At 72.7% G+C, this 14,871-nt stretch carries 15 protein-coding genes; 9 read left to right on the top strand and 6 right to left on the bottom strand.

The annotated features are described in order from the left end of the window. Window positions 1–18 precede the first annotated feature (18 nt). Entirely contained in the window at window positions 19–1,749 is a 1,731-nt protein-coding gene (locus tag ACIGEZ_RS08720; RefSeq protein ID WP_399827523.1) for a hypothetical protein, read from the bottom strand. A 133-nt stretch (window positions 1,750–1,882) separates the two neighbouring features. Between ACIGEZ_RS08720 and radA the strand changes: the two genes are divergently transcribed. Next, complete coding sequence (gene radA, locus ACIGEZ_RS08715) at window positions 1,883–3,289, top strand: DNA repair protein RadA (RefSeq protein ID WP_399827521.1); 1,407 nt, start codon at window positions 1,883–1,885, stop codon at window positions 3,287–3,289. A gap of 79 nt (window positions 3,290–3,368) precedes the next feature. Beyond that, on the top strand, window positions 3,369–4,427 hold the full coding sequence (gene disA, locus ACIGEZ_RS08710) for a DNA integrity scanning diadenylate cyclase DisA (protein ID WP_399827623.1): 1,059 nt from the start codon (window positions 3,369–3,371) through the stop codon (window positions 4,425–4,427). 153 nt (window positions 4,428–4,580) lie between these two features. Here the strand turns inward: disA and ACIGEZ_RS08705 are convergent, their stop codons facing one another. Next, window positions 4,581–5,405 (bottom strand): hypothetical protein, encoded by an 825-nt coding sequence (locus ACIGEZ_RS08705; protein WP_399827518.1) that lies wholly within the window; start codon window positions 5,403–5,405, stop codon window positions 4,581–4,583. Window positions 5,406–5,601: 196 nt separating this feature from the next. Here ACIGEZ_RS08705 and ACIGEZ_RS08700 point away from each other — a divergent pair, with 196 nt between their 5' ends. The 6 genes from ACIGEZ_RS08700 to cseC all read left to right on the top strand — a co-directional run bounded on the left by ACIGEZ_RS08700 (window position 5,602) and on the right by cseC (window position 10,818). Then, window positions 5,602–6,261, top strand: coding sequence for a phosphatase PAP2 family protein (locus ACIGEZ_RS08700; protein ID WP_399827515.1), 660 nt, complete (start codon window positions 5,602–5,604; stop codon window positions 6,259–6,261). 33 nt (window positions 6,262–6,294) lie between these two features. Beyond that, window positions 6,295–7,203 (top strand): A/G-specific adenine glycosylase, encoded by a 909-nt coding sequence (locus tag ACIGEZ_RS08695; protein WP_399827512.1) that lies wholly within the window; start codon window positions 6,295–6,297, stop codon window positions 7,201–7,203. A gap of 196 nt (window positions 7,204–7,399) precedes the next feature. Beyond that, a complete protein-coding gene (locus ACIGEZ_RS08690) occupies window positions 7,400–7,984 on the top strand; it encodes a SigE family RNA polymerase sigma factor (protein WP_399827509.1) in 585 nt (194 codons plus the stop codon). A 32-nt stretch (window positions 7,985–8,016) separates the two neighbouring features. After that, window positions 8,017–8,658, top strand: a complete 642-nt coding sequence (locus tag ACIGEZ_RS08685; protein WP_399827506.1) for a hypothetical protein — start codon at window positions 8,017–8,019, stop codon at window positions 8,656–8,658. Window positions 8,659–8,720: 62 nt separating this feature from the next. After that, the gene (cseB, locus tag ACIGEZ_RS08680; RefSeq protein ID WP_399827504.1) at window positions 8,721–9,422 is read left to right on the top strand and encodes a two-component system response regulator CseB; all 702 of its coding nucleotides are present in this window, start codon (window positions 8,721–8,723) and stop codon (window positions 9,420–9,422) included. Between the two features lie 82 nt (window positions 9,423–9,504). Then, complete coding sequence (cseC, locus tag ACIGEZ_RS08675) at window positions 9,505–10,818, top strand: two-component system sensor histidine kinase CseC (RefSeq protein ID WP_399827621.1); 1,314 nt, start codon at window positions 9,505–9,507, stop codon at window positions 10,816–10,818. A gap of 56 nt (window positions 10,819–10,874) precedes the next feature. Here cseC and ACIGEZ_RS08670 read toward each other — a convergent pair whose 3' ends face one another. The 3 genes from ACIGEZ_RS08670 to ACIGEZ_RS08660 form a co-directional block, all read right to left on the bottom strand. After that, a complete protein-coding gene (locus ACIGEZ_RS08670; protein ID WP_399827501.1) occupies window positions 10,875–11,333 on the bottom strand; it encodes a VOC family protein in 459 nt (152 codons plus the stop codon). Window positions 11,334–11,358: 25 nt separating this feature from the next. Beyond that, entirely contained in the window at window positions 11,359–11,739 is a 381-nt protein-coding gene (locus ACIGEZ_RS08665) for a helix-turn-helix transcriptional regulator (RefSeq protein ID WP_399827619.1), read from the bottom strand. A 72-nt stretch (window positions 11,740–11,811) separates the two neighbouring features. Continuing rightward, window positions 11,812–13,383, bottom strand: coding sequence for an MDR family MFS transporter (locus ACIGEZ_RS08660; protein ID WP_399827498.1), 1,572 nt, complete (start codon window positions 13,381–13,383; stop codon window positions 11,812–11,814). Window positions 13,384–13,492: 109 nt separating this feature from the next. Here ACIGEZ_RS08660 and ACIGEZ_RS08655 point away from each other — a divergent pair, with 109 nt between their 5' ends. Further along, window positions 13,493–14,056, top strand: a complete 564-nt coding sequence (locus ACIGEZ_RS08655) for a TetR/AcrR family transcriptional regulator (protein WP_399827496.1) — start codon at window positions 13,493–13,495, stop codon at window positions 14,054–14,056. Between the two features lie 19 nt (window positions 14,057–14,075). Here ACIGEZ_RS08655 and ACIGEZ_RS08650 read toward each other — a convergent pair whose 3' ends face one another. Beyond that, window positions 14,076–14,789, bottom strand: coding sequence for a M23 family metallopeptidase (locus tag ACIGEZ_RS08650; protein WP_399827494.1), 714 nt, complete (start codon window positions 14,787–14,789; stop codon window positions 14,076–14,078). Between the last annotated feature and the right edge of the window lie 82 nt (window positions 14,790–14,871).

Here is a 14,871-nt window from a genome sequence, read left to right as displayed (position 1 = left end):
CGAGACACCCCGCGGAAACTAGGGGCTCGGGGACTCCGGGCCCGGCGTGTCGGTGGCCGAGTCCGTGGGGGTGGGCTCGGTGGTCGGTTCCGTCGTCGGGGGCTCGGTGGTCGGCTCGGTCGTCGGGGGCCCGGTGGTCGGCACGCTCGTGGGCGGCTCCGTCGTCGGCTCGGTCGTCGGCGGCGGCGTCGTGGGCTCCGTCGTGGTGGTCGGCGGCGTCGCCCCGCGCCCGTCGATGCGGATCACCGCGCCCGAGGGGGCGACGCCGACCCGGGCGCTCCAGGTGCCGGCCGGCTCGCGGGAGCGGTCGACGGAGATCCGGACGGTGACCGACTCGCCCGGGCGGAGGGTGCCGGAGGCCTGGCTCACGTAGAGCCAGGGGGCGTCGGACCAGAGCGACCAGGCGGCGGGCGAGCCTCCCTCGTTGGTGAGGGTCAGCCAGGTCGTCGCGCCGCTGCCGTGCGCGGCGACGGTGATCCGGGCGGGCGCCGGCTGCCCGGGCAGCGTCGGGGTGGCGGGCGCGCCGGGGCTGATCACCTCGACGGAGACGTCCGGGGAGCGACTGCCGCGGGTGAAGCGGGGGTCGGGGGTGGTGCGGGCGTTGCCCGTGTTCTCGTAGCGGTCGTACGGACGGCCGTCGGCGTCCCCCTCCGAGCCGGTGCCCGGCTCGTCCGCCTCGCGGGCGCTGATCCGGGAGGCGTCGTGGGCGCCCTCCCCCACGACCGGGGTGCCGCGGTACGAGGCCCACAGCGCGAGCACCGGGGCGGCGACGACCGCGGCGACCACGGTGGTGGTGACGGCGCGGGCCCGCATCCGGTCGCGGCGGGCCGCGTGGTCCTTGGGGTCCACGGGGAAGCCGGTCGGGCCGAACCGGGGGGCGCCCGCCCGGGCGCGCGGGACGTGCAGCATCGCCACGTACGCGGCGGCGCGCGGCGCCTCCACCAGCGGCAGCCGGCCGGCCGGCGGGGCCGCGGCGCCAGGCCAGGGACCGCCCGCCCCCGCCCGCTCTGCGGCCCGGCGACAGCGCGGGCAGTCGTCGACGTGGCGCACCAGCTCGGCGCGCAGGGCGGCGGAGAGCAGCACCTGGTGGTCGCCGGTGAGCCGGGCGACGGTCGGACAGTCGCCGGTCTCGACGACGGCGAGCGCGGCGCGGGTCCGCTCGACCTCGCACTGCGCGACGGAGAGCAGCTCGCGGGCGGCGACCGGGTCGAGCGACAGCACGGCGGCGACCTCGCGGTGTCCGAGACCGTGCCGTACGGCCAGCTCCAGGGCCTCGCGCTGCTCCGGCGTGGTGCCGGCGGCCTCCGGCCAGGCGAGTGCGGCGAGCTCGGCGCGGCGGCGCTCGGCGGCCTCGGGCGAGACCCGCGGCGGCTCGGGGGCGGTGACGGCCGGCCGGCCGGTGTGGGCGCCGGGCCGCTTGCGCCGCTGCTCGCCGAGGCTGCGCAGGCAGGCCCAGCGGGCCAGCGCGTACAGCCAGGCGCGGCGGCCGCCCTCGTCGGAGGGGCAGCGGCCGTGCTGGCGCTCGGCGATGGCAAGGACGTCGCCGAGGACGGCGGTGGCCGTGTCGTGGTCGCAGAGCACCGAGAGGCAGTAGGTGAACAGGCCGTCCAGGTACTCCTCGTACCGGGCGGGGGGCCGCTGGCCCAGGGTGCGGGGGCCGCCGGTGGATCGGGTGGGTTGCTCCAGACTGCTCGTCACTGGGCGACCGTAGGCAAGAGGGTGGGGGGTCTTCTCACCCCTTGCCCACATTTAATCCGTACGGGTGAAGCTATCGCCCGAAGGGGGACACCAGGGTCGCCTGAAGGGGGCGCGAACCCGGTGCTCCGGCCGGTTCCTCAACGGCGGAACCCCGCTGTCGGTGGCGGCCTATACGGTGTCGCCCATGGCTGCCCGTACGAAATCCACCAAGGACCGTCCGTCCTACCGCTGCACCGAGTGCGGCTGGCAGACGGCCAAGTGGCTCGGCCGCTGCCCCGAGTGCCAGGCGTGGGGGACGGTCGAGGAGTACGGCGCCGCGCCCGCCGTGCGGACCACCGCCGCCGGACGGGTGTCCACCGCCGCGCTGCCGATCGCGCAGGTCGACGGCCGGCAGGCGACCGCCCGCACCACGGGCGTCGACGAGCTGGACCGGGTCCTCGGCGGGGGGCTCGTGCCCGGCGCTGTCGTGCTGCTCGCGGGCGAGCCGGGCGTCGGCAAGTCGACGCTGCTGCTCGACGTCGCCGCCAAGGCCGCGGGCGAGGAGCACCGCACGCTGTACGTGACGGGCGAGGAGTCCGCCAGCCAGGTCCGGCTGCGCGCCGACCGGATCAACGCGCTCAGCGACCACCTCTATCTGGCCGCCGAGACCGACCTGTCCGCCGTCCTCGGGCACCTGGACGCGGTGAAGCCCTCGCTGCTCGTCCTGGACTCGGTGCAGACCGTCGCCTCGCCCGAGATCGACGGCGCCCCGGGCGGGATGGCGCAGGTCCGCGAGGTCGCCGGGGCGCTGATCCGGGCCTCCAAGGAGCGGGGCATGTCCACGCTGCTCGTCGGCCATGTCACCAAGGACGGCGCCATCGCGGGCCCCCGGCTCCTTGAGCACCTGGTCGACGTGGTGCTGCACTTCGAGGGCGACCGGCACGCGCGGCTGCGCCTGGTCCGGGGCGTGAAGAACCGGTACGGGGCGACGGACGAGGTCGGTTGCTTCGAGCTGCACGACGAGGGCATCACCGGGCTCGCCGACCCCTCCGGGCTCTTCCTGACCCGCCGCGACACGGCCGTGCCCGGCACCTGTCTGACGGTGACCCTGGAGGGCCGCAGGCCACTGGTCGCCGAGGTCCAGGCGCTGACGGTGGACTCGCAGATCCCCTCGCCGCGCCGCACCACCTCCGGTCTGGAGACCTCCCGGGTCTCGATGATGCTGGCGGTCCTGGAGCAGCGCGGCCGGATCACCGCGCTGGGCAAGCGGGACATCTACAGCGCGACCGTCGGCGGGGTGAAGCTCTCCGAGCCGGCCGCCGACCTGGCCATCGCTCTCGCCCTCGCCTCAGCCGCCAGTGACACCCCGCTGCCGAAGAACCTGGTCGCGATCGGCGAGGTCGGCCTCGCGGGCGAGGTCCGCCGGGTGACCGGTGTGCAGCGCAGGCTCGCCGAGGCGCACCGGCTCGGGTTCACCCACGCGCTGGTTCCCGGCGACCCTGGCAGGGTCCCGCCGGGCATGAAGGTGACCGAGGTCGCGGACATGGGCGACGCCCTGCGGGTCCTGCCGCGGGGCCGCCGGGCCCCGGCACCTCAGGAGGCGGAGGGCTAGACCGCTAGACTTTGCCCTGGTCTCGCCCATCCGTACGAGCCGGAGGAGTGCAGTGGCAGCCAAGGACAACGAGGCACTGATGCGTGCGTCGCTCAGTGCCGTCGCCCCCGGCACCGCCCTCCGTGACGGGCTCGAGCGCATCCTCCGCGGCAACACCGGCGGACTGATCGTCCTCGGGATGGACAAGACCGTCGAGTCGATGTGCACCGGCGGTTTCGTCATCGACGTCGACTTCACCGCGACCCGGCTGCGCGAGCTGTGCAAGCTGGACGGGGCGATCGTCCTCGACAAGGACATCACCAAGATCCTGCGGGCCGGCGTGCAGCTGGTCCCGGACGCGTCGATCCCCACCGAGGAGACCGGCACCCGGCACCGCACCGCGGACCGGGTCTCCAAGCAGTGTGGTTTCCCGGTGGTCTCGGTCTCCCAGTCGATGCGCCTGATCGCCCTGTACGTCAACGGCGAGCGCCGCGTCCTGGAGGAGTCGGCGGCGATCCTGTCGCGCGCGAACCAGGCGCTGGCGACCCTGGAGCGGTACAAGCTCCGGCTCGACGAGGTGGCCGGCACGCTCTCCGCCCTGGAGATCGAGGACCTGGTGACCGTCCGGGACGTCACCGCCGTCGCCCAGCGCCTGGAGATGGTGCGCCGGATCGCCACCGAGATCGCCGAGTACGTGGTGGAGCTCGGCACCGACGGCCGGCTGCTCTCGCTCCAGCTCGACGAACTGATCGCGGGCGTGGAGCCGGAGCGCGAGCTGGTCATCCGGGACTACGTGCCCGAGCCCACGGCCAAGCGTTCCCGCACGGTCGCCGAGGCGCTCACCGAGCTGGACGCGCTGACCCACCCGGAGCTTCTCGAACTGCCCATAGTGGCGCGGGCGCTCGGCTACACCGGTTCCCCCGAGACGCTGGACTCGGCGGTCTCGCCGCGCGGCTACCGGCTGCTCGCCAAGGTGCCGCGGCTGCCGGGCGCGATCATCGAGCGGCTGGTGGAGCACTTCGGCGGGCTGCAGAAGCTGCTCGCGGCGAGCGTGGACGACCTGCAGACCGTGGACGGCGTCGGCGAGGCGCGTGCCCGCAGCGTCCGCGAGGGCCTGTCGCGGCTCGCGGAGTCCTCGATCCTGGAGCGGTACGTCTGAACGCCTGCCGGCTCCAGCCCGGGGCTCGGCAGCGGCGCCTGGGGCGGCAGCGCCTCGGGCAGCGGCGCCTGGGGTGGCAGCGCCTCGGGCAGCGGCGCCTGGGGTGGCAGCGCCTCGGGCAGCGGCGCCTGGGGTGGCAGCGCCTCGGGCAGCTCAGTCCTTCGCCAGCGTGAACGAGGCCGGCAGCACCTTCACACCGGGCATCGCCGCCTCCACCAGGTAGGTGCCGGGGCCGACCGGGGCCGCCGGGGCGGTCGCGCACTGCGGGGCGCTCTGCCTGCGGTCCCATTCCACGGTGTGCGTGATCGTCGACTGGGCGGGGATCTTCAGGAGCAGCGGGCCGGCCGGGCGCGGGCAGTCCTTGGACGACCAGATCTCGTCGCTCTTGGTGTCGCTGATCGTCAACACCGCGCCGGCCGGGCCGAGATCGGCCTTGCAGGCGGCGGCCGAGGTGTTCCTGACGACCAGGTGGAAGCGGGGCTTCTCGCCGGGCTCGTAACTGACCTTGGCGCTCTTCAGCGTCAACTGCAGTGCTCCCGGGGCGCAGTTCGGCAGCGGAGAATTGGCCGGAACCTGCTGTCCGGCGCCCGTGCCGGCGCCCCCGTCGCCGCCCGCGCCGTCCGTGTCGCCGTTCTTGCCGCCGCCCGAGGCCCCCGCGTCCGTACCCGCGCCGGCGTCCGTACCGCCGTCGCCGCCGGCGCTGTCACCGCCGCCGGTCCCGCCGCCGTCGCCCGACTCGTCGCGACCGCCCGGCTGTTGGGTGATCGCCGGGCCGGTGCCCGAGGGCCCGGGAGTGATCGAGGGCGCGGGAGAGGCGCCGTTGGCGGAGTCGCTGGGCTTCTTCCCCTGTCCGCCACCGGAGCTGACGGCCCATACGGCGATCAGCGCGAGCAGGGCAACCAGGCACAGCGCCACGGCCCTCCGACGCCAGTAGATGGAGGAGGGAAGCGGCCCGACCGGATTGCGCAGAGATCCCACGCCACGAACCTTACGAGAGATCGCGGCCAACTCCCGCCCCACATGCCGCCCCAAGCATCAAGTTTTGCCGATGATCACATCCGGGCCGGAGCAGGGTTCTCCGGAAACCCCCGCACCACCCCCTACTTTCGTCGGGGTCGGCTGTCGCCCTTCGGCTCGGGTGGACCGCTGCCGGCGCCGGTTAACGTCGGTGACCATGGACAACCTCCCTGACCTCTCCGACGGCCTGTATCTCGACATCTCCGAGTTCGCCCACTCCACCCCGCACTGGTTCCAGCAAGTGGCGGAGGTGTGGACCGAGCTCGGGCTACTGCTCTTCGGGGTGCTGTTCGTGGCCGGCTGGTGGCGGTCGCGGCGGGCGCCGGGCGAGGCGATGGCGCTCGCGCTGCTCGCCCCGCTCGCGACGGCCTTCGGCTACGTGGTGAGCGAGGCACTGAAGTCGCTCGTGGACGAAGAGCGCCCGTGCCGGGTCCCCGGGGTGCCCGCCTCGCTCGTCGCCTGCCCGCCGCACGGCGACTGGTCCTTCCCCAGCAACCACTCTGCCATCGCGGGCGCTGCGGCCGTGGCGCTCGCCCTCTCCTGGCGCGGGATGGTCTGGCTGACCGCCCCGATGGCGCTCCTGATGGCCTTCTCCCGGGTCTTCGTCGGCGTCCACTACCCGCACGACGTGACGGTCGGCCTGCTGGTCGGCGGCGCGGTCGCGTTCCTCGTCGTCAAGGCGGCGAAGCGCCCCGTCCGCGCGCTGGTGGAGACGGCCCGCTCCAGTCGGAGCAGCGCGGTGGTGTGGTGCGTGGGGCGCGGGGTGCGCTCGCACGCCTCCGCGCGCCCCGAGGGCGTGCGCCACGGCGCGTACTGATCGCGGGGGGAACGTGCCAGGATCGGAAGCGACATGACTTCCATCGACACCTCCCCCAGCGACGTCCTTCCCTCCGAACTGCACGGGCCCGTCCTCGCCTGGTTCGACCGGCACGCCCGCGACCTGCCGTGGCGCCGCCCCGAGGCGGGGGCGTGGGGCGTGATGGTCAGCGAGTTCATGCTGCAGCAGACGCCCGTCGTACGCGTGCTGCCCGTCTACGAGCAGTGGCTGGCGCGCTGGCCGCGCCCCGCCGACCTGGCCGCCGAGGCGCCCGGCGAGGCCGTCCGAGCCTGGGGCCGGCTCGGCTATCCGCGGCGCGCGCTGCGGCTGCACGCGGCTGCCGTGGCCATAACGGAGCGGCACGGCGGCGACGTACCGAGCGATCACGGGCAGCTGCTGGCGCTGCCGGGGATCGGCGAGTACACGGCGGCAGCAGTGGCCTCGTTCGCGTACGGGCAGCGCCATCCGGTCCTGGACACCAACGTGCGGCGGGTCTTCGCGCGGGCGGCGGCCGGTGTGCAGTACCCGCCGAACGCCACCACGGCCGCCGAGCGCCGGCTCGCCCGGGCCCTGCTGCCCGAGGACGAGACGACGGCGGCGCGCTGGGCGGCGGCCTCGATGGAGCTGGGCGCGCTGGTGTGCACGGCGCGGAACGAGGACTGCGGGCGCTGCCCGCTGGCCGACCGGTGCTCCTGGCTGCTGGCCGGGAAGCCGGCTCACGAGGGACCGCCACGCCGTGGCCAGACGTACGCGGGCACGGACCGGCAGGTGCGGGGCAAGCTGCTCGCGGTGCTCAGGGAGGCCGTGGATCCGGTGGAACAGGCCGCGCTGGACGCGGTCTGGGACGAGCCGGTGCAGCGGGCCCGGGCGCTGGACGGCCTGGTCGCCGACGGTCTGGTCGAGCCGCTCGACGGCGGTCGCTACCGGCTGCCGCTGGCCTGAGCCGAGCGCCCGCGGGAGGCCCCGTCCGCGCCCCGACCCGCACCCCGATCCGGAACCTTTGAATCCGCTGTTACACAACCGATGGGCAGCCGTGCGTCCGCCGACGGCTGCCGCGCACAGCCCCGTGACAACCGCTCCGTAACTTCGTCGACGTAAGCAAGACAGGGCTGGTCACGGGGATCGGAGGCGGTTCGGGATGGCGCACGGCGAGGTGCTCGATTTCGAGGAGTACGTACGCACGCGGCAGGACGCGCTGCTGCGCAGTGCCCGCCGTCTCGTGCCCGACCCGGTGGACGCGCAGGACCTGCTCCAGACCGCGCTGGTCCGCACGTACGGCCGCTGGGACGGCATCGCCGACAAGTCGCTGGCCGACGCCTACCTCCGCCGGGTGATGATCAACACCCGCACCGAGTGGTGGCGCGCCCGCAAGCTCGAAGAGGTCCCCACCGAGCAGCTGCCCGAGGCCAGCGTCGACGACGCCACCGAGCAGCACGCCGACCGGGCGCTGCTCATGGACATCCTCAAGGTGCTCGCGCCCAAGCAGCGCAGCGTGGTCGTGCTGCGCCACTGGGAGCAGATGAGCACCGAGGAGACCGCCGCCGCGCTCGGCATGTCGACCGGTACGGTGAAGAGCACGCTCCACCGCGCGCTGGCCCGGCTGCGGCAGGAACTGGAGAGCCGGGCCGCCGAGGGTGACACCCGCGCTCTGCAGGCGGGGGTCCTGGAGCGGACCACGACCGTACGGACCTATGAACGGGGGCAGGAGCGGTGCGCGGCCTAGGTGCCAGAGAACGGGCGGCGAGCATCACGGCGGTGGCCGGGCTCGCCGCCGTCGGCGTGCTCGGCGCCGGAGTGCTCGTCGGCTGCTCGACCGGTGGTACCGGCTCGCGCGACGAGGGCGCGGCCCGTTCGGACGAGGTCGCCTCGACGGCCGCGGCCACCCCCACGCCCTCGGCCTCGCCGGGCGACGGTGCGCGGGAGGCCAAGCGGGTGGACCCGATCGCGCTGCTCAAGGCCGACCCGAAGATCGGCGAGCGGCTCAAGGCCGACCTGAAGCCGTGCACCGCGGACGCCTACCCGGTGGACACCTCGTACGGGAACCTCACCAACTCGACCTCGCCCGACATCGTGGTCAACGTGATGACCTGCGGGGACGCCGTGGGCATCGGCACGTACGTGTACCGCGAGGAGAACGACAAGTACACGAACGTCTTCATGGCCGAGGACGCCGCCGTGTACGGGACGATCGACCGCGGGGACCTGATCGTCACCAAGCAGGTGTACGCCGAGGGCGACCCGGTGGCGTACCCCTCGGGCGAGGACGTGATCACCTACCGCTGGCAGGGGAACAAGTTCACCCAGCACGACTGGGTGCACAACGACTACAGCCGGGCGGTCGGCGACGGCGGCATCGACGCCGCCACGCCGGAGCCGACCCCGTCCGGCGCGAACTGATCCCCTGAGTCTTACGGAGCTCCCCTCGCTGAGCTCCTCTTACGCGGAAAGGCACGCACGCCATGGCCGAGACCCATGTCCTGTTCGTCGAGGACGACGACGTCATCCGTGAGGCCACCCAGCTCGCTCTGGAGCGGGACGGCTTCGCGGTGACGGCCATGCCCGACGGCCTGTCCGGGCTGGAGGCCTTCCGTGCGAACCGGCCCGACATCGCGCTGCTCGACGTGATGCTGCCCGGCATGGACGGCGTCAGCCTGTGCCGGCGGATCCGGGACGAGTCGACGGTGCCGGTGATCATGCTGTCCGCGCGGGCCGACTCCATCGACGTCGTCCTCGGCCTGGAGGCCGGCGCGGACGACTACGTCACCAAGCCCTTCGACGGCGCCGTGCTCATGGCCCGGATCCGCGCCGTCCTGCGCCGCTTCGGGCACGCGGGCGGCCCGGGCGCAGGGGACGGCGGGGAGGCGGCGGCCGACGGCGGGGTGCTCGCCTTCGGCGACCTCGAGGTCGACACCGAGGGCATGGAGGTCCGCAAGGCGGGGGCACCGGTCGCGCTCACCCCGACCGAGATGCGGCTGCTGCTGGAGTTCTCCTCGGCGCCGGGCACGGTACTGTCCCGCGACAAGCTCCTCGAGCGGGTCTGGGACTACGGCTGGGGCGGCGACACGCGGGTGGTGGACGTCCATGTGCAGCGGCTGCGCACCAAGATCGGCCAGGACCGGATCGAGACGGTCCGCGGCTTCGGATACAAGCTCAAGGGATGAGCGGTTCAGTCGGTGGAGCGGGTCGGTCGGTGAAGCGGTCAGTCGGTGAAGCGAGTCGGTCGGTGAAGCAGGTCAGCACGTGGTGAAGGGGCTCGCCCTCCGTACGGGGGTCCGCTGGAAGATCGCCGTCGCCATCGCGGCGGTCGGCGCGCTCATCGCGGTCACGCTCAGCCTGGTCGTCCACAACGCGGCCCGCGTCTCCATGCTCGACAACGCGCGCGACGTGCAGATGTGGCGGCTGCTCTTCGCGCAGCGCGTGTACGAGACGTCCAAGCCGAAGGAGCCGCGCTTCGGCACCAAGGTCAACGACCCGGCACTGCCGCCCCAGCTCGACCGGCTGATGCGCGACGGCCGGCGCGGCACCTACGTGCAGGAGCACCACAGCGGCCCGCCGGACGTGTGGGCGGCCGTGCCGCTGGCCAACGGCGACGTGCTCTCCCTGCACGTGCCCTTCGCCGACCGCAGCGCCACGATCATGAAGGACCTCGACCGGGCCCTGATCATCGGCTCGGTGTCCGTCGTCTTCGGCGGCTGCGCGCTCGGCGTGCTCATCGGCGGCCAGCTGTCGCGCCGGCTGCGCAAGGCGGCCGCGGCGGCCGGCCGGGTCGCCCAGGGCAACACCGACGTCCGGGTGCGGGACGCCGTCGGCGGAGTCGTACGCGACGAGACCGACGAGCTGGCCCGGGCGATCGACGCCCTCACCGACGCCCTGCACGAGCGGATCGAGGCCGAGCGCCGGGTCACCGCGGACATCGCGCACGAGCTGCGCACCCCGGTGACGGGGCTGCTCACGGCGGCCGAGCTGCTGCCGCCGGGACGGCCGAGCGAGCTCGTACGGGACCGGGCGCAGGCCATGCGGACCCTGGTCGAGGACGTCCTGGAGGTCGCCCGGCTGGACAGCGCGTCGGAGCGGGCCGAGCTCCAGGAGATCGCCCTCGGCGAGTTCGTGGTGCGCCGGGTGCGGGTGCTCGACCCGGACGCGGTCGTCCGGGTCGTCCACGAGTCCTGGGTGAACACCGACCCGCGCCGCCTGGAGCGGATCCTGGGCAACCTGCTCGCCAACGCCATGAAGCACGGCAAGGGCCCGGTGGAGGTCACCGTCGAGGGCCGGGTGGTCCGGGTCAGGGACCACGGGCCCGGCTTCCCCGAGGCGCTCCTCCAGGACGGCCCGAGCCGCTTCCGCACCGGCAGCAGCGACCGCGCGGGCCAGGGCCACGGCCTGGGCCTGACGATCGCGGCCGGCCAGGCGCGGGTCCTCGGCGCCCGGCTGACCTTCCGCAACGCGGCCCCCGAGGGCACCCCGGAGGGGGCCGGCGGCGCGATCGCGGTGCTGTGGCTGCCGGACCACGCGCCGACGAACACGGGCAGCTTCCCGGTGCTGCGGCTGCCCGACTGATCAGCGTGTGATCAGTTCTCCGGGGTGGTCGCCTACGGGGTCGCCTACGAGGTCGCCTACGGGGTCGTCGCCTCCGGGGTGGTCCCGAAGTCCTTGGAGAAGTCGAGCTCCTCGTTGCGCTCGGTCAGCGAGTACCAGTTGCCGTTGTCGTCGCGGAAGATCGCCTCGACGCCGTACGGCCGCTCCTGCGGCTCCTGGAGGAACTCCACCCCCTTCGCCCGGAACTCCTCGTAGTCCCTGCGGCAGTCGTCGGTGCGGAAGGCCCCGGCACCCAGGACACCCTTGCTGACGAGCGTCTTCAGGGCGGCCGCGGACTCCTCGTCCATGGCCGGGCCCTCCGGGCTCATGAGGGCCAGCTCGACGTCCGGCTGCGCCTTGGCGCCTACGGTGACCCAGCGCATGGGTCCCATGGACAGGTCGGTCCGCACCTCGAAGCCCAGCTTCTCGGTGAAGAACCTCTTGGTGCGCTCCTGGTCGAGCGTCCAGACGGTGGTGATGCCCAGTCCCTTGATCATGGCTCCACCGTAGGCGGCCCCGCCCTCAGCCGGCTTCTTCCGTATTGCGCTGTCCGCGCCCGGGGAACGCGCCCGCGTAGAGCAGCGCGAAGCACCCGGGAATGAGCGCGGCTCCGCGGCCCACGTGGCGGGCCCGGTACTCGCTCGGGGTGAGGCCGGTCTGGCTCTTGAAGCGGGTGGAGAAGGTGCCGAGGCTGCTGAAGCCGACCAGGCCGCAGATCTCGGTGACGGTCAGGTCCGCCGTACGCAGCATCTCCTGGGCCCGCTCGATGCGCCTGCGCGAGAGGTACTGGCCCGGGGTCTCGCCGTACGCGGCCTTGAAGGCGCGGACGAAGTGGTACCGCGAATAGCCGGCAACGGCGGCCACCGCGTCCAGGTCGAGCGGCTCGCCCCAGTCGCGGTCCATGGCGTCCTTGGCGAGGCGCAGCCGGCGCAGAAGCGCCAGCCGCGCGTCGTCGGGGGTGCTGGTCGCCACCGATCAGACGGTCTCGGCGACCTTCGGGGCGTCGGCCCCTTCCTCCTTGGCCGCCGGGCCGGTCCCGCGCAGCGCCACCTCCTTGACGAAGAAGGCGAGGACGAAGCCGAGGACGGCGACGGCCGAGCCGACCAGGAAGGCCGAGTGGGTGCCGGCGGCGACCGCGAACTGGTACGCCTCACGGAGTGCGGCCGGCAGCTTGGCCAGGCTCGCCGCGTCGAGCTGGGCCGACTGCGAGGTCAGTCCCGAGCCGCCGCGGGCGGCCATCTCGTCCTGGACCCGGCTGGTGAACAGGGCGCCCATGATCGCGACGCCGAACGAGGAGCCGAGGGTCCGGAAGAGGGTGGTCGACGAGGAGGCGACGCCCATGTCCTTCATCTCGACGCTGTTCTGCGCGACGAGCATCGTGATCTGCATCAGGAAGCCCATGCCGGCGCCGAGCACCGCCATGTAGATCCCCGAGGTGAGCCGGGAGGTGCCGGTGTCCATCTGGGAGAGCAGGAACAGGCCGGCGACCATCAGGGCCGAGCCGATGATGGGGAAGATCTTGTACTTGCCGCTGCTGGTGGTGACCCGGCCGGCGATCATCGAGACGACCATCATCGACAGCAGCATCGGCAGGAGCAGCAGGCCGGAGTTGGTCGCGGAGGCGCCCTGCACGGACTGCTGGAACAGCGGCAGGAAGAGCACCGCACCGAACATCACGAAGCCGGTGAGGAAGCCGATCACGGACATGAGGGTGAAGTTGCGGCTGCGGAAGATGTGCAGCGGCATGATCGGGTCGGCCGCGCGGGTCTCGACGAACAGGAAGGCCGCGAGGGCGGCGACACCGCCGACCGCGAGACCGACGATGGTGGCGGAGCCCCAGGCGTACTCCGTGCCGCCCCAGGTGGTGACCAGGACGATCGCCGTGATGCCGAGGGTCAGCAGCGCGGCGCCGAGGAAGTCGATCCGGGTGCCGGCGGCGCGCTCCTTCTTCGGCAGGTGGAGCACGGAGCTGACCATCGCAAGCGCGATCACGCCGAGCGGCAGGTTGATGTAGAAGGACCAGCGCCAGCCCATGTGGTCGGTGATGGTGCCGCCGACCAGCGGTCCGCCGATCATGGCGAGGGCCATGACGCCGGCCATCATGCCCTGGTACTTGCCGCGGTCGCGGGGCGGGATCAGGTCACCGATGATGGCCATCACGCCGACCATCAGTCCACCCGCACCGAGGCCCTGGACGGCGCGGAAGCCGATGAGCTGGCCCATGTCCTGGGCCATGCCGCTGAGCGCCGAGCCGATCAGGAAGATCACGATCGAGGTGAGGAAGACGCCCTTGCGGCCGAACATGTCGCCGAGCTTGCCCCAGATCGGGGTGGAGGCGGCGGTGGCCAGGGTGTAGGCGGTGACGACCCAGGAGAGGTGCTCCAGGCCGCCGAGCTCGCCGACGATCGTCGGCATCGCGGTGCCGATGATCATGTTGTCCAGCATCGCGAGCAGCATCGCGATCATGAGGGCGAGGAGGACGACGCGGACGCTGCGCGGCTGTTCGGCCTTCCCCTCGGCTGTCGTCACTGTGTCTGTCGTCGCCATCGCCATTCCCTTACTTGCCGCCCGGCTAGTTACTACACTGGGGAAGGTAGACCGGTCACTAGCCGGGCGTCAAGTAAGTTTTGTTCGGCAGCGGAAGAAGCGAGAGACCATGGCCCAGGCCCGAGGCAACACCCGCCAGCGCATCCAGGACGTGGCCCTCGAACTCTTCGCCGAGCAGGGGTACGAGAAGACCTCGCTGCGCGAGATCGCGGAACGCCTCGACGTCACCAAGGCCGCGCTCTACTACCACTTCAAGACCAAGGAAGACATCCTGATCGGCATCTTCGAGGACCTCACCAGGCCCATGGACGAGCTGATCGACTGGGGCCGCGAGCAGCCCCGCACCCTGGAGACCAAGCAGGAGATCCTCCGCCGCTACCAGGAGGCGCTGCTCGCCGCCGCCCCGCTCTTCCGCTTCATGCAGGAGAACCAGGCCACGGTGCGCGAGCTGAGCATCGGCCTCACCTTCAAGGAGCGCATGATCGCGGTGATCGGCCTCATCCAGGAGCCGGACTTCACCATGACCGACAAGGTCCGCTCGGTCAGCGCGATCTTCACGATGCACGCGGGGACGTTCTTCATGGAGAACGTCGAGGGCGACCCCGAGGACAAGCACGAAGCCGTCCTCGAGGTCGCCCTCGATCTGATCGGTCAGGCCCACCAGGGCCGGTGACCGTCAGGCGTCATCCTGATCAGATGGAGACGCCGTGGGTCTGCAGGAACGCGACCGGGTTCACGGCCGAGCCGTAGTTCGGGGTGGTGCGGATCTCGAAGTGCAGGTGGGGGCCGGAGGAGTTGCCGGTGTTGCCCGAGAGGGCGATCTGCTGACCGGCGGAGACCTTCTGGCCGATGGCGACCTTGATCTTCGACAGGTGGGCGTACTGCGAGTACGTGCCGTTGGCGTGCTTGACGACGATCGCGTTGCCGTACGCGGGGCCGTCGCCGCCACCGTTCGGGCCGGCCTTCACGATGGTGCCGGCGCCGGCGGCCTTGACCGGGGTGCCGACGGGGACGGCGAAGTCCTGGCCGGAGTGCTTGTGGGCCCACATGGCGCCGCCCTGGTTGAAGCTGGCGCTCAGCGTGTAGGCGGTGACGGGCTTGACCCAGGCGGCGGCCTTCTTGGCGGCGACGACCTTGACCTGCGCCTTGGCGGCGGCGGCCTTCACCTGCGCGGCCTTGGCCTGCGCGGCGGCGGCCTTCACCTGGGCGGCGACCTGGGCCTGGACGTCGGCCTGCTTGGCGACGGCGGCGGACGCGGTGGCGACGACCTGGGTGTTCGCGGTGGCGGCCGTGCCCTCGGCGGCGAAGGCGGACCCGGCTCCGGCCACCAGCGACGCTCCCAGACCCGCGGCGGCGAGGGCGACGGCGGTGATACGGATGCTGGGCTTCATGACGCGCTTCGACATACGGGGGAGAACCTCCGGACAGAACGGGACCCGACGCGACAGCGGTCGACGCCGGGCTTGCTCATCCTTGGTAACCCAGACC

The sequence above is a fragment of the Streptomyces sp. NPDC085481 genome (assembly GCF_044541845.1).
In the GTDB taxonomy this organism is placed as follows: Bacteria; Actinomycetota; Actinomycetes; order Streptomycetales; family Streptomycetaceae; genus Streptomyces.
The sequence above is the reverse complement of the archived record's forward strand: the minus strand, read 5'-3'. Positions and strand labels throughout refer to the sequence as shown.